Source organism: Microbacterium pygmaeum, assembly GCF_900100885.1.
Classification (GTDB): domain Bacteria; phylum Actinomycetota; class Actinomycetes; order Actinomycetales; family Microbacteriaceae; genus Microbacterium; species Microbacterium pygmaeum.
Window position 1 is genome coordinate 1,130,395 of record NZ_LT629692.1, and the last position, 20,463, is coordinate 1,150,857.

Annotated in this window: 22 protein-coding genes; 11 read left to right on the top strand and 11 right to left on the bottom strand. The window is 70.4% G+C overall.

All coding sequences use genetic code 11. The features are described from left to right. Positions 1-44: 44 nt before the first annotated feature. Positions 45-452, bottom strand: coding sequence for an SRPBCC family protein (locus BLT19_RS05170; RefSeq protein WP_157681761.1), 408 nt, complete (start codon positions 450-452; stop codon positions 45-47). Next, the gene (locus BLT19_RS05175; RefSeq protein ID WP_091487298.1) at positions 449-775 is read right to left on the bottom strand and encodes an ArsR/SmtB family transcription factor; all 327 of its coding nucleotides are present in this window, start codon (positions 773-775) and stop codon (positions 449-451) included. Before BLT19_RS05175 ends, BLT19_RS05170 begins: the two co-directional genes overlap by 4 nt. 154 nt (positions 776-929) lie before the next feature. Here BLT19_RS05175 and BLT19_RS05180 point away from each other — a divergent pair, with 154 nt between their 5' ends. The 4 genes from BLT19_RS05180 to BLT19_RS05195 all read left to right on the top strand — a co-directional run bounded on the left by BLT19_RS05180 (position 930) and on the right by BLT19_RS05195 (position 5,491). Continuing rightward, positions 930-1,484, top strand: a complete 555-nt coding sequence (locus BLT19_RS05180; protein ID WP_231917803.1) for a DnaJ family domain-containing protein — start codon at positions 930-932, stop codon at positions 1,482-1,484. Positions 1,485-1,564: 80 nt separating this feature from the next. Then, positions 1,565-1,963, top strand: coding sequence for a PadR family transcriptional regulator (locus tag BLT19_RS05185; RefSeq protein ID WP_091487303.1), 399 nt, complete (start codon positions 1,565-1,567; stop codon positions 1,961-1,963). Beyond that, complete coding sequence (locus tag BLT19_RS05190; RefSeq protein ID WP_091487306.1) at positions 1,960-3,339, top strand: permease prefix domain 1-containing protein; 1,380 nt, start codon at positions 1,960-1,962, stop codon at positions 3,337-3,339. The genes BLT19_RS05185 and BLT19_RS05190 overlap by 4 nt, the downstream gene beginning before the upstream one ends. A gap of 43 nt (positions 3,340-3,382) precedes the next feature. Then, positions 3,383-5,491 carry a RecQ family ATP-dependent DNA helicase gene (locus tag BLT19_RS05195; protein ID WP_091487308.1) on the top strand — a complete coding sequence of 703 codons (2,109 nt, stop codon included), beginning with the start codon at positions 3,383-3,385 and terminating at the stop codon, positions 5,489-5,491. A gap of 27 nt (positions 5,492-5,518) precedes the next feature. On the opposite strand, the gene BLT19_RS05200 is transcribed toward BLT19_RS05195, so the two are convergent. From BLT19_RS05200 to BLT19_RS05210, 3 genes are all read right to left on the bottom strand, one after another. After that, positions 5,519-6,061 carry a hypothetical protein gene (locus BLT19_RS05200; protein ID WP_091487311.1) on the bottom strand — a complete coding sequence of 181 codons (543 nt, stop codon included), beginning with the start codon at positions 6,059-6,061 and terminating at the stop codon, positions 5,519-5,521. Between the two features lie 122 nt (positions 6,062-6,183). After that, the gene (locus BLT19_RS05205; protein WP_231917804.1) at positions 6,184-7,329 is read right to left on the bottom strand and encodes a PQQ-dependent sugar dehydrogenase; all 1,146 of its coding nucleotides are present in this window, start codon (positions 7,327-7,329) and stop codon (positions 6,184-6,186) included. A 9-nt stretch (positions 7,330-7,338) separates the two neighbouring features. Further along, positions 7,339-8,205: a sigma-70 family RNA polymerase sigma factor gene (locus BLT19_RS05210; RefSeq protein WP_091487314.1), complete on the bottom strand. Its 867-nt coding sequence runs from the start codon at positions 8,203-8,205 to the stop codon at positions 7,339-7,341. A gap of 75 nt (positions 8,206-8,280) precedes the next feature. Between BLT19_RS05210 and BLT19_RS05215 the strand changes: the two genes are divergently transcribed. The 3 genes from BLT19_RS05215 (at position 8,281) to BLT19_RS05225 (ending at position 10,183) form a co-directional block, all read left to right on the top strand. Further along, positions 8,281-9,054 carry an SDR family oxidoreductase gene (locus BLT19_RS05215; protein ID WP_091487316.1) on the top strand — a complete coding sequence of 258 codons (774 nt, stop codon included), beginning with the start codon at positions 8,281-8,283 and terminating at the stop codon, positions 9,052-9,054. Between the two features lie 84 nt (positions 9,055-9,138). Continuing rightward, positions 9,139-9,744: a dihydrofolate reductase family protein gene (locus BLT19_RS05220; RefSeq protein ID WP_091487318.1), complete on the top strand. Its 606-nt coding sequence runs from the start codon at positions 9,139-9,141 to the stop codon at positions 9,742-9,744. A gap of 1 nt (position 9,745) precedes the next feature. Beyond that, complete coding sequence (locus BLT19_RS05225; protein WP_091487320.1) at positions 9,746-10,183, top strand: VOC family protein; 438 nt, start codon at positions 9,746-9,748, stop codon at positions 10,181-10,183. A gap of 64 nt (positions 10,184-10,247) precedes the next feature. Here the strand turns inward: BLT19_RS05225 and BLT19_RS05230 are convergent, their stop codons facing one another. Then, positions 10,248-11,432: a serine hydrolase domain-containing protein gene (locus tag BLT19_RS05230; protein ID WP_091487322.1), complete on the bottom strand. Its 1,185-nt coding sequence runs from the start codon at positions 11,430-11,432 to the stop codon at positions 10,248-10,250. Between the two features lie 31 nt (positions 11,433-11,463). Beyond that, the gene (locus BLT19_RS05235; protein WP_157681762.1) at positions 11,464-12,306 is read right to left on the bottom strand and encodes an alpha/beta fold hydrolase; all 843 of its coding nucleotides are present in this window, start codon (positions 12,304-12,306) and stop codon (positions 11,464-11,466) included. A 245-nt stretch (positions 12,307-12,551) separates the two neighbouring features. On the opposite strand from BLT19_RS05235, the gene BLT19_RS05240 reads away from it, so the two are divergent. Beyond that, positions 12,552-13,214, top strand: coding sequence for a TetR/AcrR family transcriptional regulator (locus tag BLT19_RS05240; RefSeq protein ID WP_157681763.1), 663 nt, complete (start codon positions 12,552-12,554; stop codon positions 13,212-13,214). Positions 13,215-13,357: 143 nt separating this feature from the next. Here the strand turns inward: BLT19_RS05240 and BLT19_RS05245 are convergent, their stop codons facing one another. Then, entirely contained in the window at positions 13,358-13,561 is a 204-nt protein-coding gene (locus tag BLT19_RS05245) for a hypothetical protein (protein WP_091487331.1), read from the bottom strand. A 47-nt stretch (positions 13,562-13,608) separates the two neighbouring features. Further along, a complete protein-coding gene (locus BLT19_RS05250) occupies positions 13,609-14,661 on the bottom strand; it encodes an NAD(P)-dependent alcohol dehydrogenase (protein WP_091487333.1) in 1,053 nt (350 codons plus the stop codon). Between the two features lie 31 nt (positions 14,662-14,692). Between BLT19_RS05250 and BLT19_RS05255 the strand changes: the two genes are divergently transcribed. Beyond that, positions 14,693-15,373, top strand: coding sequence for a glycosyltransferase family A protein (locus BLT19_RS05255; RefSeq protein WP_091487335.1), 681 nt, complete (start codon positions 14,693-14,695; stop codon positions 15,371-15,373). On the opposite strand, the gene BLT19_RS05260 is transcribed toward BLT19_RS05255, so the two are convergent. Together BLT19_RS05260 and BLT19_RS05265 are read right to left on the bottom strand one after the other, a co-directional pair. Then, positions 15,334-16,638 carry a nucleotide disphospho-sugar-binding domain-containing protein gene (locus BLT19_RS05260; protein ID WP_091487338.1) on the bottom strand — a complete coding sequence of 435 codons (1,305 nt, stop codon included), beginning with the start codon at positions 16,636-16,638 and terminating at the stop codon, positions 15,334-15,336. The two genes, BLT19_RS05255 and BLT19_RS05260, sit on opposite strands and share 40 nt — an antisense overlap. Continuing rightward, positions 16,635-18,788 carry a glycosyltransferase gene (locus BLT19_RS05265; protein ID WP_091487341.1) on the bottom strand — a complete coding sequence of 718 codons (2,154 nt, stop codon included), beginning with the start codon at positions 18,786-18,788 and terminating at the stop codon, positions 16,635-16,637. Before BLT19_RS05265 ends, BLT19_RS05260 begins: the two co-directional genes overlap by 4 nt. Before the next feature lie 117 nt (positions 18,789-18,905). On the opposite strand from BLT19_RS05265, the gene BLT19_RS05270 reads away from it, so the two are divergent. Beyond that, a complete protein-coding gene (locus BLT19_RS05270) occupies positions 18,906-20,087 on the top strand; it encodes a polysaccharide pyruvyl transferase family protein (RefSeq protein ID WP_091487343.1) in 1,182 nt (393 codons plus the stop codon). Positions 20,088-20,217: 130 nt separating this feature from the next. Then, positions 20,218-20,457: a hypothetical protein gene (locus BLT19_RS05275; protein ID WP_091487345.1), complete on the top strand. Its 240-nt coding sequence runs from the start codon at positions 20,218-20,220 to the stop codon at positions 20,455-20,457. Positions 20,458-20,463 lie beyond the last annotated feature (6 nt).

Sequence of the window (20,463 nt, forward strand, 5' to 3'; positions counted from 1 at the left end):
CGAACGCCCCGGTCCACGCACCGGGGCGTTCGTCGTCCGAGGGATCAGGACGCGAGGTGCGCGGGCAGTCGGTCGAGGCAGTCGTTCCACCCCTGCTCGTGGCTGGCGCAGCTCTCCGCGCTCGTGAAGCGTTCGTGTCGCACCCCCAGCACGGTGCCGGATCCGGATGCCTCGAACGTCACGGTCACGAGGGTGTCCTCCTCCTCGCCATCCCATCGCCAGGTGAAGACCAACCTCGACGGCTCGTCGATCTCGAGGTACTCGCCGCCGACGGCCATGCCGGCGTTCTGCGACGAGATGCGGAAGCGTCCGCCGGCCTGCAGGTCGATCTCGCACGTCGTGTCGAAGGACGGCGGCCAGAGCCAGGTGGACAGCTCCGCGGCATCCGTCCACGAGCGCCAGACGCGGGCGGGCGAGGCCGCGAGGGTGCGGGTCACGGTCAGTGAGGTCATGATTCCCCTTCCAGGTGTGCGGTGAGCGCATCGAGCCGGGCGTTCCAGAAGTCGCGCTGGCGGCGGATCCACTCCTCGGCCTCGTCGAGGCCGGCGGGAACGGCGGTGCATGTGCGCACCCGCCCGCGCTTCGCGGTGCGGATCAGCCCGGCCGCCTCCAGGGTCGTGATGTGCTTGCCGACGGCGGCCATCGTGATCCCGAACGGCGAGCCGAGCTCGGTGACCGTGCGCGGTCCGGCCCGCAGTGCGTCGAGCATCGCACGGCGGGTCGGGTCTGCGATCGCGCCGTACAGCCGAGTGAGTCGATCGGATCGGTTTACCACAGGGTAAAGTATTGCACGAAGGATGCCGCGGCGCGAGAGTGCTCACCGATCCGCGCCTGCGGCGGTCGATTAGCCTCGAAGCAGGGCGCGCGCAGGCGCGCGAGGAGGTGCGGCGAGACTCATGGACGGCGGTGCGGACAGCCGGGAAGCCGCGATGCGATATCGCCTCGACAGGGAGGCGCGCGAGCGCGGCGAGGAACCCGAGGCGGCGCCCGAGGACACGCGCATCTTCACCGCGGCCGAACGGGCCGCCATCGTGGAGAGCGCCATCCAGCAGGCGATCCGGCGCGGCGAGTTCGACGATCTGCCCGGCGCCGGCAAACCCATTCCGGGGCTCAGTGCCACGCACGACCCGGACTGGTGGATCCGCCGCAAGATCGAGCGCGAGAACCTCACCGGGCTGGGACCGCCGGCATTGCTGCTGCGCACGGAATACGCCGCGCTGGACGCCACGCTCGACGGCCTGCGCAGCCAGAGCGAGGTGCGCGAACATCTCGAGGACTTCAACCGACGCGTGATCGAGGCGCGTCGCCAGCTGCTCGGCGGGCCGCCGGTGATCACGCCGACCGTCGACGTCGACGAACGGCTGGAGGAGTGGCGGGAGCGGAAGGATGCCGCGGTTCGCCCCTCCGCGGCATCCGATGCGACCCCGCCGCCGGTTCCGCGGCGGCGCTGGTTCTTCCGCGGCGGGGTGCGCCGCTCGACCTGACCGTCTGCGATTGGCAAACCGCATACCTTGTGGTTCTATGTACCTAGATGTTCTAGGTATCCGAACGCCGAGGAGGCGCCGTGCACATCGGCAAGGATCTGGTCGCGGCCGCCGCGACCCCGCTCGTGCTCGGCATCCTCGCCGAGGGCGACTCGTACGGCTACGCCATCCTCCAGCGCGTGTCCCAGCTCTCCGGCGGCGATCTCGCCTGGAGCGACGGGATGCTCTACCCGCTCCTGCACCGCCTGGAGCGGCTGGACTACGTCCGCACGGAGTGGGGGGCCTCCGACTCGGGCCGTCGGCGCAAGCACTACCGACTGACGGACGACGGCCGCGCGGCGCTCGCCGAGCAGCGCCGACAGTGGAGCGTCATGAGCGACGCGCTGGAGAAGGTGTGGAAGCGGGCCGCCGAGGTCGCCCGGGACTCGGCCGACCTCGTCGGAGGATCCGGCGCCCTGCCGTCGGGAGCGCGAGCATGACCGACCCGGAACCCCAGCTCGAGGCGCAGATCGCGGAGTGGTCCGGCTACCTGCGGCGTCGTCCCGCCGTCTCCGGGCCCGACGTCGACGAACTCGAGGGGCACCTGCGTGATCAGGTCGAGGATCTGCGCCACGCCGGTCTCTCCGACGATGAGGCCTTCCTGGTCGCGATCAAGCGCATCGGCAGTATCGACCGGGTCTCGCGCGAGTACGCCCGCGAGCATTCCGATCGCCTGTGGAAGCAGCTGACGGCCGACGAGTCGGCATCGGTGAGCCAGCGTCGCACGAGGATGCTGGCGGTCGCGGGTATCGCGCTCGGCGCGGCGATCGCCGTGAAGCTCCCGGCGCTGTTCGGCGTGACGCCGGGGAACGATCCGGGCTTCTACGCCCTCAACATCGGGCTCCTCGTGCTGCCGTTCCTCGCGGCGTACGTCGTGTGGAGCCGCAGGCCCGCGATGCGGATCGTCGTCGTCGTCGCCGCGGTGTTCGCTGGGACCGCTCTCGTTGTGAACCTCTACCCGTTCGCGGCGGACGGCATGACGATGATCCTCGCGGCGGGCCATGCACTCGTCGTGCTGTGGCTCGGCGTCGGACTCGTCTCCGCCGGGTCGTCCTGGCGGTTCGAGACCGCGCGCATGGACTTCATCCGCTTCACCGGCGAATGGTTCGTGTACTTCGTCCTGATCGCGCTCGGCGGCGCGGTGCTGGTCGGGTTGACCATCGCGGTGTTCGCGGCGGTGGGAGTGGATGCCTCGATCGCCGTGCTCGAATGGCTCGTCCCCTGCGGAGCAGCCGGCGCGGTCGTGGTTGCCGCCGCGCTCGTGGATGCCAAGCAGAGCGTGATCGAGAACATCGCCCCCGTGCTCACGCGGCTGTTCACACCGTTGTTCACCGCGATGCTCCTCGCCCTCATCGTCGCCGCGATCGTGCAGTGGAATCTCGTGGATGCGGGCGACGATGTCTCGTTCCTCGGCAGCCGCGATCTGCTGATCATCTTCGACGTCGTCCTCGTGGTGGTGCTGGCACTGCTGCTGTACTCGCTCTCCGCGCGGGACCCGAGCCGTTCGGCCGGCTGGTTCGAGCGGCTCCAGCTGCTGATGGTGACCAGCGCGCTGATCGTCGACGCGATCGTGCTGATCGCGATGCTGGCACGGATCGGAGCCTTCGGCTTCAGCGCGAACAAGGTCGCCTCGCTCGGCCTGAACCTGCTCCTGCTGGTGAACCTCGCCTGGTCGGCGTGGCTGCTCCTGCGGATCGTACGCCGGAAGGTTTCGCCGGCTCACCTGGAGCGCTGGCAGACCGGCTACCTGCCGGTGTACCTGGTCTGGGCGGTGATCGTCGTGGTGGCGTTCCCGCCGCTCTTCGGATTCGTCTGAGGCCCCACCGGCGCTGTCGGCGGATGCTGACAGACTCGACGGGATGAGCGACGAGACGCGCGAGGCGGCACGCGGCATCCTTCGGGTCCTGGTGGGGCGCGAGGATGCCGACTTCCACGAGGGGCAGTTCGAGGCCATCGAAGCACTCGTCGATGACCACAGCCGCGCGCTCGTCGTGCAACGGACCGGCTGGGGGAAGTCGGCCGTCTATTTCGTCGCCACGCTGCTGCTGCGCCGTCGCGGCGCCGGCCCGACCGTGCTCGTCTCGCCTCTGCTCGCACTGATGCGGGACCAGATCACGGCCGCCGAGCGCGCGGGGGTTCGCGCCGTCGCGATCAACTCCACGAACGCACACGAATGGCCGGAGCTGCTCGACCGGCTGCGCGGCGACGACGTCGACGTGCTGCTGCTCTCGCCGGAGCGGCTGAACAATCCGGCGTTCCGGGACGAGCAGCTGCCCGCCCTCGTGGAGCGGATGGGGATGCTGGTGGTGGACGAGGCCCATTGCATCAGCGACTGGGGTCACGACTTCCGGCCCGACTACCGGCGTCTCGGCGACCTGATCCGGCGCCTGCCGCCCGGCATCCCCATCCTGGCGACCACCGCGACCGCGAACAGCCGTGTCGTGACCGACGTCGAGGAGCAGCTCGCGGGCGGCGAGACCGGCCCCGACGACGTGGACGTCGTGACGATCCGGGGTCCGCTGGCTCGGGCATCCCTGCGTCTCGGCGTCCTCCGCCTGCCGGATGCCCGCGCACGGCTCGCCTGGCTGCTCACCCACCTCGGCGAGATGCCGGGATCCGGCATCATCTACAGCCTCACCGTCAGCGGCGCGCAGGATGTCGCGCGCCTGCTCCGAGAAGCCGGTCACGACGTGCGCGCATACACCGGCCAGACCGACACCGATGAGCGCCAGGAGTCCGAGGCGCTCCTCAAGGACAACCGCGTGAAGGCGCTCGTGGCCACGAGCGCCCTCGGTATGGGTTTCGACAAACCCGATCTCGGGTTCGTCATCCACCTCGGCGCGCCTTCGTCGCCGGTCGCGTACTACCAGCAGGTCGGTCGCGCCGGTCGCGCCACCGACAACGCCGACGTGCTGCTGCTGCCCGGTCCCGAAGATCCCGACATCTGGCGCTACTTCGCCACGGCGTCCATGCCGACGCAGGAACGCGCGGAGCGCGTCATCGCCGAGCTCGGGATTGAGCCGCTGTCGACCCCCGCGCTGGAGGCGCTCGTCGACATCCGACGCACCCCGCTCGAGCTGCTGCTGAAGGTCCTCGACGTCGACGGGGCGGTGCGCCGCGTCCGGGGCGGGTGGGTGTCGACCGGCGTGCCGTGGACCTACGACGCCGAGCGCTACGAGCGCATCGCGGCGGCGCGCGTGGCCGAGCAGCAGCACATGCTCGAGTACGAGAAGACGAGCGGATGCCGCATGGAGTACCTGCAGCGCACACTCGACGACGACACCGCGGCGCCCTGCGGGCGATGCGACAACTGCGCGGGTGCGTGGTATTCGACGGGCGTCGCCGAGGACGCGGTGGCATCCGCTGACTCGTCGCTGGACCGCGTCGGCGTGCCGATCGAGCCGCGCGCGCAGTGGCCGACCGGCGGATCGAGCCTCGGCATCCCGCTGACCGGCCGCATCGCGGTCGGCGAGCGCGCGGAAACCGGGCGCGCCCTCGCGCGGCTGACCGACCTGGGCTGGGGCGGCGCGCTGCGCACACTGTTCGACGGCGCGGGCGCACCCGACGCCGAGATCGATCCGGCGCTGCGGAACGCGGCGATCCGGGTGCTGGCGGACTGGGGCTGGGAGCAGCGACCGGTGTCGGTGCTCGCCATGCCCTCGCGTCATCGGCCGCTGCTGATCCAGTCGCTCGCGCGCACGCTCGCCGAGGTGGGCCGGCTCGAATACCTCGGGACCCTGCCGACCCGCAACGGCGGGCCGACCGGGGATCCGGGCGGGAACAGCGTGTACCGACTGGCGGGCTTGTGGGACCGGTTCGATGCGTCAGAGCTCGACATCCCACCCGGACCCGTCCTGCTCGTGGACGACCTCGCCGACAGTCGCTGGAGCCTCACCGTCGCCGCCCGAGAACTGCGCCGGGCCGGCGCGACGGCAGTCCTGCCGCTCGTCCTGGCGCTGCGCGCCTGAGCCGGATCAGGGGCGCCGGAGAACGGCTCAGCGACCGAAGCGCTGCAGGAGGCCGGCCAGCGGACGCTGCTGCTCGCCATGCTGCGCGCCGAGGACGATCAGGACGCCGGTGACCGCCGGAAGAACCCACTGCACGATGCGCTGCTGCTTCTGAGCGGAGGCCAGTTCGCTCGAGGTGCCGGGAGCGGGCTCGGTGACGCCTTCCGTCGGCTGATCGGCGTTCTTGGCGATCTTCGCGCCGAGGAACGCCGAGTAGAGCGTCGCCCCGCCGGCGACCGCCGTGAGCGCGAACTTCACGATGGTGTTGATCCGCGTACCGGGGTCGGCGGCGATGCGCTCCTTGTTCCCGAGGATCAGGCCGATCCCGCCGACACCGTGGAGGGCGATGGCGGCGATCTGGACCGGCGCCCATCGTGCCCACCCGATCGAGGACAGCGTGAGTCGCTCCTGCGGTGAATCGGCCTGAGCCGTCGCGCCGTTGAGGCCCACCGCGCCCATCAGCGACCCGCCGAACCAGGTCGCGAGGCCGAGATCGTGCAGGGAGCGGACGAGTGTGTTGCGCTTGGACATGAGGGGGCCGTTTCGTTCGAGTGGAGGAGGAACTCGAAGGCTACGTTCGGGTCCGCCACGCGACGGGGGCTTGTCGATCGAGGCGGAAAAGGAGACACTACGGCCGGAAAGCGCCCGGCGAATCAGCCGGCGAGCCCGACGCTCAGAATCCGGTCGTCGCCCTCGCGCGCATCCCCTCGGCCGTCCGTGTTGTTCGTGACGAACCACAGTGTGCCGTCCGGCGCGAGGACGGCATCGCGGATCCGCCCGTACTCTCCTGCGTACGAGGCGGCGGCGGTCGACGGATCGCTGATCGGCACGACGGTAAGGCGCTCGCCGCGAAGGTTCGCGATCACCACGCTGCCGGCGACCACGGCGATGCCGCTCGGGCTCGCCTCGTCGGGACGCCACTGCAGCACGGGGTCGATCAAGCCGGCGGCGCCGGCGGTGCCCTCGGCATCCGGCCAGCCGTAGTTCCCGCCCGCGACGATGACGTTGAGCTCGTCCCAGGTGTCCTGGCCGAATTCGCTCGCGTACATGGTGCCGTCCTGTGCCCAGCCGAGTCCCTGCACGTTGCGGTGGCCGCTGCTGTAGACCAGCGAGGCAGGATCGGGATTGTCGGAGGGGATGCCGCCGTCCGGCGTCATCCGCAGGATCTTGCCGCCCAGCGAACCGGGGTCCTGCGCGTTCTGCGGCGACCCCGCATCGCCGACGCCGGCGTACAGCATGCCGTCCGGCCCGAACGCGATGCGCCCGCCGTTGTGGTTTCCGGCCGACGGGAGGCCGTCGAGGATCGTCTCGGCGGCGCCGAGCGTGAACGATCCGCCGGTCCCGGTGAGGGCGAAGCGCTGGATGCGGTTCCCCTGCCCGCCTGTCGAGTACGCGTACAACCGACGGTCCTGGTCGACGGCGAGTCCGAGCAGCCCGCCCTCGCCGCGCGCCTGCACGGCCTCGACGACGCCCACCTCGCGGACGCCGCCGCCGGCGGGCAGCTCGAGGATGCGCGCGGAGTCGCGTTCGCTCACCAGCGCGGAGTCGCCCACGAACACGATCGACCAGGGTGCGGACAGGCCGGTCGCGATCTCGCGCGGCTCGCCCACGGGAAAGACCGCTGCTGCATCCGCCGGGGCGGTCGTCTCCGGCGACGACGTGACAGCGGGAGACGTCGTGCGGTTCGAGGTGGGCGTCGGCGACGGAACGGATGCCCCGCAGCCGACGAGCGCGAGCGCGAGCGTCGCGCACACCACGAAGGTCGATGCGCGGGATCGTGCGAGTCCGTGTTCCTCCACGCCTCAACGCTACGCGGTGGGCAGGACGTCCAGGCCCGTCAGGCGGGCCGGATCGGCCAGCACGTCGAGTCGCAGGATCCGGCCGGCGGCGATCTCGAACGCCATGATCGAGACCACCCGACCGCTCAGCACCGCTGCGACACCCGGCTGCCCGTCGATGAGGACGCCCACGGAGTGCGCGGCGAGCCGAGCCGACATGACCGCCTGCGCGGCGATCTCGTCGGGGCCCTCGATCACCTGCGTGCTCGACCCGAAATCGGCGTGCAGGACGGCGCCCTCATCGAGCAGTCCGAGCAGTGCCGCGAAATCGCCGCGCGTCGCGGCCGCCAGCCACGCGTCGATCACGGCGCGCGAACGCGTCCGTCCGAGTGCCTCCGGCTCGGAAGCGCCGCGGACCCGCCGCCGCGCGCGGGATGCGAGTTGGCGGGCGGCATCCGGAGATCTCTCCAGCACGACGGCGATCTCCTCGAACGGCTGGCCGAACACGTCGTGCAGGACGAAGGCGACCCGCTCCGCGGGGCTGAGCTGCTCGAGCACGACGAGCAGCGCGACCGAGACCCGTTCGTGCTGTGCCGCGACGTCTGCCGGGTCGGCCTCCGCGGCGACGGGTTCGTCCCGCCACGGCGAGACGTCCCACGCCCGCTCACGCGTCGTCCGCGGCGCACGCAGCACGTCGAGGCTGATCCGCGAGACGACCGTCGTCAGCCACGCGTCCAGGTTGACGATCTCGCTCGACGCGACCCGCGCGAGGCGCAGCCACGTCTCCTGCACGGCGTCATCGGCCTCGGCATCCGATCTGAGCAGCCGGGTCGCGATCGCTCTCAGTCGCGGCCGCTGCGCATCGAACCTCGCGGCGAGCTCGTCAGCATCCGTCATGTCACATCTCCTCGCGCTCATCCGTCATGAACATGACGAGCGCGCGACCGCGTGTGTGACAGGAAGGAGACCGACATGCATGAACCCATTCTGGTGACCGGAGGCACCGGCACCATCGGCCGTCGGGTCGTGCCGTTGCTGCGTGAGACCGGGTCGGCGGTTCGCGTGCTCAGCCGCCGTGGGGGCGAGGACTCCGCCGGCGTTCGCCACTGCACGGGCGACACGGTGCAGGACATCGGCCTGGATGCGGCATTCGACGGCGCCTCCGTCGTGCTGCACCTCGCCGGCGGAGCACGAGGCGACGACGTCGCCGCGCAGAACGTCGTGGCCGCCGCCCGGCGGGCATCGGTGCGGCACCTGCTGCTCATCTCGGTGATCGGAGCCGACCGCATGCCGATCGGCTACTTCCGCGCGAAGGCGGCGGCTGAGGCGACCGTGGCCGGGTCCGGCGTGCCCTGGACGGTGCTGCGCGTCGCCCAGCTGCACGACTTCGTCGTCCCGGTGATCACGACGCTGCGCCGGATGCCGCTGCTGATCGCCCCGGGCGGTCTGCGATTCGAGCCGGTCAGCGTGGACGAGGTCGCCGCGCGGCTCGTGCAGCTGGCGGCTGGGGAACCGGTCGGTCGCGCTGCCGACCTCGCCGGTCCGGAGGTGCTCGACATCGTCCGGCTCGCCGCGGCCTACGCGGATGCCTACCGGCTGCGCGGACGCGCACGGCTCCCTGTGCGACTGCCCGGCGCCGTCGGTCGCGCCTACCGCTCCGGCAAGAACCTCGCGGGGCCGGACGCCGACCGCGGTTGGCAGACGTGGGGGGAGTTCCTCGAGCACCGCGCGGCGGTTGCGGTGTGAGGGAGGGCATCGCGGTGGTCGGAAGCCTCGGGTAGATTGCGGCACCTGAGCTCGAATCGCACTCATCCGAGGAGGACCCCGCCGATGCCGGACACCACCTGCCATATGTCGGTCTCGGTCGACGGCTTCGTCGCGGGGCCCGATCAGAGCCTCGAGAATCCGCTCGGCAGAGGGGGGATCGCCGTGCACACCTGGCACATCGGCGACCCGCGCGCCACCGAGGCCGATGACATCGCGAACGGGTGGCTGATGCGACCCCGTGGCGCCTACGTCATGGGTCGCAACATGTTCGGCCCCATCCGCGGGGAATGGGACCAGGAGTGGCAGGGGTGGTGGGGCGCAGAGCCGCCGTATCACGCGCCGGTGTTCGTCCTCACCCATCACGCCCACGAACCGATCGAGATGGAAGGTGGGACGAGTTTCCATTTCGTCACCGACGGCTTCGATGCCGCGTACGCCCGAGCACGTGAGGCCGCAGGCGATGCGGGCGTCGACATCGCCGGCGGTGCCGCCACGGTGCGCCAGGCGCTCGCCGCCGGTGTGATCGACGAGCTGACGCTCGACATCGCGCCGGTGCTGCTGGGGTCGGGTGAGCGGATCTTCGATGGGTCGGGATCCTTCGGGTTCGAGCCGGTCGAGGTGCTGCACTCCCCGCTGGCGACCCACATCCGCTACCGGCGACTGGGCTGACATGGCCATCGCGCTGGAGAACGTCGGCATCGCGGTGCGCGACCTCGAGGCCACGATCGCCTTCTTCACCGATCTCGGGCTGCGCATCATCGGCCGCGACGAGGTCAGCGGGGAATGGACCGATACGGCCGTCGGGCTGGACGGCAACCATGCCCGTATCGCGATGCTGCAGACACCCGACGGCCACGGCACGCTCGAGCTCTTCGAGTACATCCACCCCGAGGCCATCGAGACCGAGCCGACGCGTCCGAACGAGATCGGAATGCACCGCGTGGCCTTCTCGGTCGACGACATCGACGCCGCGCTGGCGATCGCGGCCTCACACGGCTGCCTGCCGCTGCGCGGTGTCGCGAACTACCAGGACGTCTACAAGCTCACGTACGTCCGCGGCCCGAGCGGGATTCTCGTGATGTTCGCGCAGGACCTGCGGAAGAACTGAGGTCACGCAAAGCTGTGCAGCAGCGTCGCCGCGGGTGACGGGATGAGGCGACCGCAGGCAAGCGCTAGGAAGTCAGCCCCTCGAACTGCTCGGGGAACAGGTCTTGGAGGACGACCGCGAAGACGTCGAGGGTGCCGCTGGAGCCGTTAGACGAGCCGTTGCCGACGACGACGATGGTCGCGTCCGCCTCGGGGAACCGCATCATGGTGGTGTTGTAGCCGAAGATCGCGCCGCCATGGCCGATGAAGTCGCCGAACCGCTGCAGGGCCAGTCCGTACTCCAGGTTGGAGCCGTCGAGGAACTCGGTGTCGACTCGTGCGGACTGCAGCTCGGGGCTCAGCAGATCGCCATCCGCGAGCGCGACCGACCAGGTCGCGAGGTCGCCGAGGGTCGAGGTCATCGAGCCGGCCGCCCCGGCCACCTGGGGGTTGATATCGCTGATCGGCGAAAGGTCGATGTCGGGACCGGTCGGTCCGTCTCCGGCGGGACGGTAGCCCTGCTGATGCGGGTCGGGGAGGCCGGTCTCCGCGTTTGACGGCATCGCGGTGCTCATCAGTCCCAAGGGCTCGAGCACGCGTTCGGCTACCTGCTCTGGCAACGTCGAGCCCGTGACCAGTTCGACGATTCGGCCGAGCAGGATGTAGTTCGAGTCGGTGTAGATCACCTTCGCGCCCGGTTCGAACTGGGCGGGCTTGTCCTTCAGGAGTTGGATCGTGTCGTCCACCGTCCACGACAGGAGAGGGTCGGCGCTCCAGCGGCCCATGAGATCGGCGTCGCCGGTGAACTCCCACACACCCGAGGTCATGTTCAGCAGATTTCGGACCGTGATGGTGGCGCCGTTCGTGACGCCGGGGATGAACTCCTCCAGCGTGTCATCGAGCGACAGCGCGCCGTCGTCGATCAGTTCCAGAACGACCGTGCCGACGAACGTCTTCGTCACGCTCCCGATCCGCACCACCGCGCCCGGATCGAACGGCTCCTGCGTTCGTACATCGCCCACGCCGGTGCTCGATTCCCACATCTCGTCTCCGATGCGCACCAGGATGGCGGCCCCCGGCATCCCCGATGCGTCGACCGCCGCCACGAAGCCCTCCTCCAACCGCGCCCTCGTCGCATCGTCGAGGGTCGGTGGCGCATCGGTTGCAGGCGGCGCTGCCTGCGACGGATCGGGCGCCGGGGCGGAGCATCCGACAAGAAGCGCCAGCAGGGCTGAGGCTGCCAGCGCAGCGATGCGACGGGATCCAGACACGGGGGTTCCTCTCTGCGGGGCGAACAGGACGTCATCGGACGCTGCGCCCGGCGACGATGTCGACCATGGCTTCGACGAGATCCGGCTGCCGGACGTGGATGTAGTGATCGCTCCCGGTCGCGATCAGGTGCGGGGTGTCCGGGCGCAGGGCGACGAGGTGCGGTTGCGCTGCCGCCCACGCGTTCTCCAGGTCCTCAGCGGTGAAACCGACCGGATCGGCGGGGAGCCCCGCGAACGGCAGATCTTTGGAGATGACGCCGATCGGGATGTCGGGGAACGGATCGGAGGCCTCGATGGACGCGATCGTGCCTTCGACGTCGATGGATTCGTAGCCCTGGCTGGATCCGCCCCCCGTGGCGTTCAGAACCGTGGCGTACGCCTTCCACTTCTTTCCGAGCAGGGCCGGCATCTCGACCGGGAAGGCGTCGACGAAGACGACGCCGTCGAGGTGCTGCGGGTAGGTCTGCGCGTACAGGCGAGCGAGGAGTCCGCCCATGGAGTGGGCGACGAGGAGGTACGGTCCTTCCTCTCCGCTCCTCGCCAGGGCGGTGTGCAGGTCGTCGATCACGGCAGTTCCTGCGCGCGGCATCGACACCGGTGTGCTCCGATCCGTGACGGCGGGAGCATCCGCCGTCAGCAGGAGCGTCCCGGGACGGTCGTAGGCGCAGACCCGGTAGCGATCGGCCAGACGCTCGAACACGGAGCGGTCTGCGCCGTCTTCGGTGAGCATCCAGATGTCCGACGACTCGTGATACCCCGACTCGAGGACGACCGTCCGTTCGCCGGAGCCGGCGCACGTCATGAAGAGGGTCCGACCGTCGCCGAGATCCACCTCATGGATGTCGCCCTTTGACGCCTCCTGGGACGGCGGCACCGCTGCATCCGACGCGGCACCGTCATCAGGTGAAGCGGCATCATCAGGCGCGGCGGTGCAGCCAGTCCACTGCGCGGCCGCGACCAGTAGAGCGACGACGACCGTTGTGGAACGGATGCGACGGCGCGCCCCCAGCCGCGGCCCCCTCCTTCGCGCCGCCGCATCCATCGGAATCATAGACACATACTGCACTCGTTGCAGTATGTAGTGCAACGAGTGCAGTTTCGGATGGCTAGGCTGATTCCGTGGAGATCGTGCGCCCGGCGACCCAAGCGATGCGTCGCGCCGCCACGCGCGAACGCATCGTGCGGGCAGGATCAGACCTCTTCGAGACGCGCGGCTACGACGAGACATCCATCCGCGACATCAGCGCGGCGGCCGGTGTGGCGGCACGGACCGTCTACCTGCATTTCGAATCGAAAGCCGCCATTCTGCTGGCCTACTTCGACGACTGGATCGATGACTTCGTGGCCGCGATCTGCGCGGGGCCCCCGGGCGAGGACGTCGATGCGGCGGTCGCCCGCGCATACGCGGTCCTGGATGCAGAGGGCAAGGTCGACAACCGGACATTCGATGAGATGGGTGGCCCCCACCCGATCATCGAGCTGTTCGCGAGCAGCAATCTCGATATCCCTGGACATGTCCTGCAGAGCTGGGTGCGCGCTCAGGATGTGCTGACCGAGCACTTCGCCGGGACTGAACGAGCCGGACACGGTTCAGTCGTGCCTCGAACCAAGGCGGCGGCGATCTTCGCGACCTGGATGGTGGTGCTGCTGTCGTATCGCGACGAGCGGTCCGGTGCCGGCTCGCATGCCGGACCGCTGCACGAGATCGCCTTCGCGGCCCTGCGACAGTTCGGGTCCGGTCTGAACCCTCGTGACGCTCGGGGTGCGGGAGATCACCCGTAGGTGTCCGTCCACGACGTCGCGCCCGCGGCGAGTGCCGCCACAACCCTCGCGCGAGCCTGATCGGCGGGCACGAAGACGTCGAAATGGGTGCGTCCGTGCGGGGGCGTCGCCGTCTGGCTCCTGCCTCGCTGGCCGGATTCCGGTCAGTCCTGTCCTCGGCGCGCTCGGAGCGCGATCCCGACGGCGATGCCGATCAGTACCACTCCCACGACCAAGACGATCGGGCCGATGATCGCCCAGAGCGACGAGCCGCTCATCACGGATCCGCCGAGGATGTTCAGCCCCTGCAGGGTCCACACCAGCCCGAGCGCGACGAGGACCAGTCCGGCGATGAGGTACGGCCACATTCGCTTCACAGCCCGACCCTAGTCCGGCCGAGCCGATCCGGACAGGGCTAGGACGTGGGGATCGTCGCCGTGTCGATGACGAACCGGTAGCGCACGTCGCCCGCGACCACGCGGTCGTATGCCGCGGTCACCTCGTCGGCGGAGATCGTCTCGATGATGGAGGCGATGCCCTGCTCGGCGCAGAAGTCGAGCATCTCCTGCGTCTCGCGGATGCCGCCGATGTTCGATCCTGCGAGGGAGCGACGTGCGCCGGTCAGCGAGAACACCCGAAAAGTCTGCCGATTCTCCGGGAGGCCGACGAAGACGAGCGCGCCGTCCAGTCGCAGGGTCGAGAGGTACCGGTCGACGTCGATGTCCGCGCCGACCGTGTTGATGATGAGATCGAACGTGCCGCGCAGCGACCGGAGCACCGCGGGGTCCGCTGTGGCGTGATAGTCGTCCGCGCCGAGCTCGCGGCCTTCGGCCTCCTTGGCGAGGGTGCGCGAGAGGACCGTGATGTGGGCGCCCATCGCGTGCGCGATCTGCACGGCCATGTGCCCGAGGCCGCCCATGCCGATCACGGCGACGCGCTTGCCGGGCCCGGCACCCCAGTGGCGCAGCGGCGAGTACGTGGTGATGCCGGCGCACAGCAGCGGCGCGGCGACATCGAGCGGAATGGACTCGGGGATGCGCAGCACGTAGTTCTCGTCGGCGACGATCTGGGTGCTGTATCCGCCGTATGTCGGCGTCCCGTCGTACTGCCGGCCGTTGTAGGTGGCGACGTTGCCCTTGAGGCAGAACTGCTCCTCCCCGGCAAGGCAGTTCTCGCATTCCCGGCACGAGTCCACGAAGCATCCGATTCCCACGCGGTCCCCGACCGCGTGCTTCGTGACCTCCGCGCCCACTTCGCGGACGATGCCGGCGATCTCGTGACCGGGCACCATCGGGAAGATCGCTCCGCCCCACTCTTCGCGCGCCTGGTGGATGTCGGAGTGGCAGATTCCCGCGTAGGCGATGTCGATCAGCACATCGTGTGCACCGAGGTCGCGGCGCTCGATCGTGTCGCGCTCGAACGCTTCGCCGGAGGAACGGGTGACCAGGGCAGGGGTGAGAGTCGGCATTCGAGAATCTTTTCACACGTACGCTGGAGCGGTGCCGCCCGTAACCGTCGTCGTACCCTGGCGGCCGGCGCCATCGCGGGTTCCGGCGTTCGAGTTCGTCCTCGACTGGTATGCGCGACTCCTGCCGGAGTTCGCAGTGCGCACTGTCGACACCGACGACGACGTGTTCGTCCTCGCCGCGTGCCGCAATCGGGGCATCGCTGCCGCGGATCCCGACGAGGTCGTCGTGGTGTGCGACGCGGACACCCTGCCCGAGCCCGGATCCCTACGCGACGCGGTCGCGGCCGCGCACACGAGCGGACTCGTGCACCTGCCCTATACGCAGTACCGCTGGCTGGGCGCCGCGGGCGATGCCCAGCTGCGCGCGGGTGTCCCGGCAGACCAGTGCTCGCACGAACTCGTCGTCGGGGCATGCTCCGGCGTCTACGTGACCACCCCACGGACCTGGGCACGCCACGGCGGTCAGGACGAGCGCTTCCGTGGCTGGGGATTCGAGGATGCCGCGTGGTACCTCGCCCACGAGACCCTGCTGGGTGCCGCGCCGGTCAGGCACGACGGCAGCGTGTATGCGATGCACCACGTCGCCGAGGTCCGCGCCGGCCCGCGCTACGAGGCCAACGCCGCGCTCATGCAGCGCTACCGCGACGCGGCGGGCGACCCCAGCGCGATGGCTCAGCTCGTGGGCGTGCCGAGCCCGCCGGCCAACCCGTAGGCGAGCACCGGACCCGGACGCGCGGACTGCTCGCGCGCGATCGAGTCCAGCAGTGCGGTGTTCGAGGAGTCGCGCACCGCCACGAGCGCCGCGGCCAGCTCCGGCACGCCGGCCGTGTTGGGATCCAGCGCCCGACCCGCTCCGGCCCGCTCGATGGCCGCCGCGCCGGCGAACTGATCCGTCGAGAACGGCAGCACGAGCAGGGGTACCGCCTGTCCGAGTGCCTCGGTCACGGAATTGTTCCCGCCGTGGGTGACGGCCAGGCGAGCCGAGGCGAGCAGACGCACCTGCGGGAGGTAGTCGCGCACGAGCCAGCCCTCCGGGATCGGACCGAGCTCGTCGGGAGGCGTGGAGCCGGTCGCGATCGCGGCCGGCATCCCGATCTCGGCGAGCGCCTCCGCGACCCGTCGCAGGACGTCGCCGCGGACGGACAGGAAGCTGCCGAAGCTCACGTAGGCAAAGTCCGAGACCGAGGCCAGCCAGCGCTCGACCTGGTCATCCGGAGCCTCCTCGCGACGAGTCGAGCCGAGGAACGCGTGCGGCGGAAGCATGCGACCGTCTTCGCGGGCCAGCTCCGCCGGGTAGTTGTACAGCACCAGGTCACCGTGCTCGCGGAAGGCGTCGGCCGTGCCCGACGCACCGGGATCGAGCACGGCGGCGGTGCGATTCCACTCGTCCGTGAAGCGCAGTGAGACACGTTCGCAGAGCGCTCGCAGTTCCGTCAGCTCGTCCTCGCCGGGAGCGAAAGCCGCCGGCCAGAACGGCGGATACCCGTACACCTCGCCGGCCACCGGCAGGGCGCTGGGGTGACCGAGCACCACGTCGGCGTATCGGACGCCGGCGGTCTGCAGCGCGAGTCGTGCGCTGAAGGCGAGATGGTCGACCAGGATCGCGTCGGGACGGATCGCGTCGACGGCGGCGAGCGTGCGACGCCCGGCATCCACCGGATCCCACATCAGGTCGGTGAGTCGCTCGCGGGCCTGATAGGCCAACGTCGGCACCATTCCGCGGCGCGTGGCATCGAAGAAGCCGCGCAGCGAGTCCGATTCCTCGGCGGGCTGGTCCTCAGCTCGGATGACTCGAGCGTTGCTGCCGCGCCCGAGCGCAAGGTCGTATCGCTCGAGTCCGAACTCGCGCACGATCGGATCCGTGGCGAGGCCCGTCGCGACCACCACCCGGTCGCCGGCGTCCCGCCATGCCGTCGCCAGCGTCGCCAGTGGCAGCAGGTGGGATGCGTAGTCGGGGCTGATCACCAACAGGGTCACAGGACGGCCCCACCGGCGCGGATCAGCTCTTCTTCGTCGGCGGCCACGCCGCGGTAGATCGGGCCCAGAGCGCTGGCCATCGCCTGGATCGTGAAGTTCGCGCGGACCATCTCGTGCGCGGCATCGGCTCGCATCTCATCCGGCCGGACTGCGACATCCAGCGCCGCGCCGACGGCGGAGGCGAGCCGGGCGACGTCCCACGTCTGCGTCAGGATGCCGGTCACTCCATCCTCGACGTACGTCGCGGGGCCGCCGCCGTCGGGTGCGACCACCATCAGACCCGTCGCCATCGCCTCGAGCAGGGCGATGCCGAACTCCTCCTTCACGCTCGCGCAGACGTACACGCCGCCGGCGGGCATGAGAGCGGGCAGACCGAACCGTGCCGCAGCGAGCCACTGCGCCGCGACGTCGTTGGGCCTGTGGCCGGCGAGAATGAGTCCGGCGCGGTCGCGCTCGCCGGGCGGCACCGCGGCATCGATCCGCGTCAGCTGTTCGCGCTCGTCCAGGGACGGATGCTCGAGATCGCCGCCCACGATCAGCAGATTGGCCCGATCGCGCAGGGGTCCGCACGCCCATGCCTCCACCAGCGTCGCCATGCCCTTCACACGGTGCATGCGGCCGACGGTCAGCACCAGCGGGAGGCTCCGTCGATGCTCGGGCAGTCGCGTGAGCAGTGCGCGGAGTTCCTCGACGCCTGCGGGCGCCCGATCGGGAGCGGGCTCGCGCGCCGTCGAGACGGCGCCGTCGACCACTGCGAGATCGACGCCCTCCGCGACGACGGTGTGTCGTTCGGGGTGCGAGGTGATGTCGATGCCGACGAGCTGGCGCATGTCCTGCTGCAGCGCAGGACGGGGAAAGAGCACGGTGTGCGCGGCGTTGGCCGCCAGGTTCGTGACCAGACGCGCGCGGAACCAGAAGTGTTCGCGGAGGTCGGTCGCCCCGAAGTTCCCCCGGGTCAGCGCGCCCGACCGGTCCAGCGAGCGGATCACCGCGTGCGGGTCGGGAGCGACGGTGAACACGGTGGGGATGCCGAGCTCCCGCGCGACATCGGCGGCGGCGAGGCTTCCCACATCGGCCATGCGCAGGTGGAGGAGGTCGACGCGACCGGCGGAGCGCAGAATGCGTCGGATGCCGCGCCGCGCGGTGACTCGCAGCGGCCATGCGGCCGCGGAGGGAACCGGGGCGGGGAGCAGGGGGACTCGTCCGTAGATGTGCCCTGATGGGATCGAACCGATCTCGAGGAGGTCCTCCGCTGCCTGCGAGACCGGTCCCCGCGAGAGGGTGATCACCCGACCCACGCCGGTGCTCGGATCGGCGACCAGCGCGTCGCCCAGCCGCACGAGGAGAGTGGCGATGCCGCCGTTGTCGCCGGCGCCGACCGCAGACAGGGACGGATCGATGTCGGCGTGCAGGAACAGCTGCCCGATCGTCAGTCCCTCCGCGCGGACCGGCACGGGCGCATCGCGCGCGGCGTCGAGGTCGATCAGGGCCAGCCGTGCGGCGCCTGCGATCCGCGGAGCGCCATCGAGCGCCTCCTCCAGAATCTCCCGTACACCGGGGGCGCCGGGTCGCTGACCGAGGGCGGCGACTGCTGCGACGCGGGCGTCCTCACCCTCATGGCCGTCGCGTGCGACTTCGCGCAGCACGCGGGTCGCGACGTCGGGACGCACGAGTCCGACCGTCTCCACCAGCCGTGCACGACCGCCGGGATCCGTCGTCGCCTGCAGGGCGGTCTCGAGGCTCACGGCGAGGATGTCGGCTGCCGCGGTCGACCACTTCTCGAGCGTCCGCTGCGCGAGCATCCCGGTGAAGCCGCCGGAGACGACCTGTCCGATCAGACGGCCGACCGCGTCGATGCGGGGCAGCCCGGAACCCAGCGCCCACGCGGCGTGCTCGCGGATGGTCGCTCGATCGTCCGAGAGCAGGGAGGTCAGCATGCGAGCGGCCTGATCGTCGAAGACCTCGGCGAGGGCGTGCACTGCGGCGATCGCCGCCACCTGGTCCTCGCCCTTCAGCGCGGTCGAGAGGACCCGCAAGGTGCGCACGCCCGGATCGCGCCCGGCCTCGAACGCGAGGTCGTCCGCGAGGCGGATCGCCTCGACGATTCCCGGCGCTTCGCGCACCGCATCCAGAGCCGTCTGCACGCCCATGCTTGTATCCCGTCGCCGACCCGCCCCGGGGCGGGCGGGCTCTCGATCGTAGTCGCCGGAAACGACGCGCGCGTGGGCTACCGTGAACGGGTCCACATTGCTATCGGAGGATCCTGCATGCGCGTCGTCGTGCTCGGAGATGTCGGCGTCGTGCAGGGGATGATGCACATCGGCGATGAGGCGATGTTCCGGGCGGCTCGCGACGAACTCGTCGCCCGCGGCGCCGAGATCGTCGCCGTCTCCTCAGTTCCGGACGAGACCGCCAGCCGATATGGGGTCGGGGCGGTGCCGCGGATTCGATTCGACGGGCTCGATCGGACCGCGGCTGAGGATCGGGTGCAGGCCGTGCTCGCACATGCGGGCGGACGCGACGTGCTGCAGCAGGGCGACCCCGCGCGCGCCGTCGTCGAGGCCGTCCACGGTGCCGATGGCGTCCTGATCGCCGGTGGCGGGAACCTCGCGTCGACGTGGCCTCTGCACGTCTACGAGCGGGCAGCCCTCGGTGGCATCGCGAGGATCCTCGGGCGACCGATCGTCGTCACGGGCCAGACCCTGGGCCCGGACCTGCGCGGTCGCGATCGCGAGCTGGTCGGCGAGCTGCTGGCCGGCGCTGCCCTGGTCGGCGTCCGCGAGTCGGCGTCCGAGGCGCTCGCCGTCGTCTTCGGTACTGTGCCGCGGCTCGGAGTCGACGATGCGTCCTTCCTCGGCATCGCCCCTACGGGCGAACCGGACGAGGCGAGACGAGGCGTGCTCGTCAGCCTCTCCCTCTCGCTCGGCGGAGCCCCGCCCGAAGAGATCGCGACGCGGATCGCGGCGCTCGTCGACGCGGCGGCGGAGACCGTCGGCGGCGGGGTGCGCTTCCACGCGCATTTCGGCCCGCTCGATGATCCGCAGCCGCGTGGCGACGAACCGCTTCACGAACTCGTGCGTGCACGGATGCGCGGCACGTCGACGGTCGTCCCCACCGGCGACGCGCCGGCTGCGGCATCCCTCGCCCGCTCGTCGGCGATGCTCATCACGGGTCGGTATCATCCCGCGGTCTTCGCCGCACCTGCGGGAGTTCCCGTGGTGGGGCTGGTCACAGATCGTTACACGGCCGTGAAGCAGCGCGGCGCACTCGCGCACTGGGGTCAGGACTCGGTCGTCGAGGTGTCAGCGGCGGATCGCGACGGCATCCCGCTCCTCGCGTCGTCGTGGCGCGACCGCGACCGCATCGCCGACGAGGCGCGGCTGCGTTTTCCTCGCCACCGTTCAGAGACGACGCAGTGGTGGGATGCCGTCGCCCGGTCGTTCCGCTGACCCGCAACGACTCCGGCCTCGGGCGCATGCCGCATGATGCATACGTGACCGCGCGGGGGCAAGGGGGTGGCTCGGACCGGGCGGACGACGGAGACTGAAGACAACTGTTCTGCAACCTCGAGGAGCCGTCGTGCGATTCTTCAGCATTCTTCTTCTGATCGGAGCGGCCGCCGCGGCCGCGTACGTTCTCGGCGCACAGGCGGGCCGCTCGCGCTACCGCGAGATCGCGCACGCCGCTCGCACCTTCTGGAACGACCCGCTCGTCGCCAAGGCGCGCGATCGTGCGATGAAGTCGGCCAAGAAGAGCACGAAGAAGGCCGCGAAGGAGGCGGACAAGCTCAAGCGCCGCGCCATCAAGGCGATGGGCTGAGCTCGT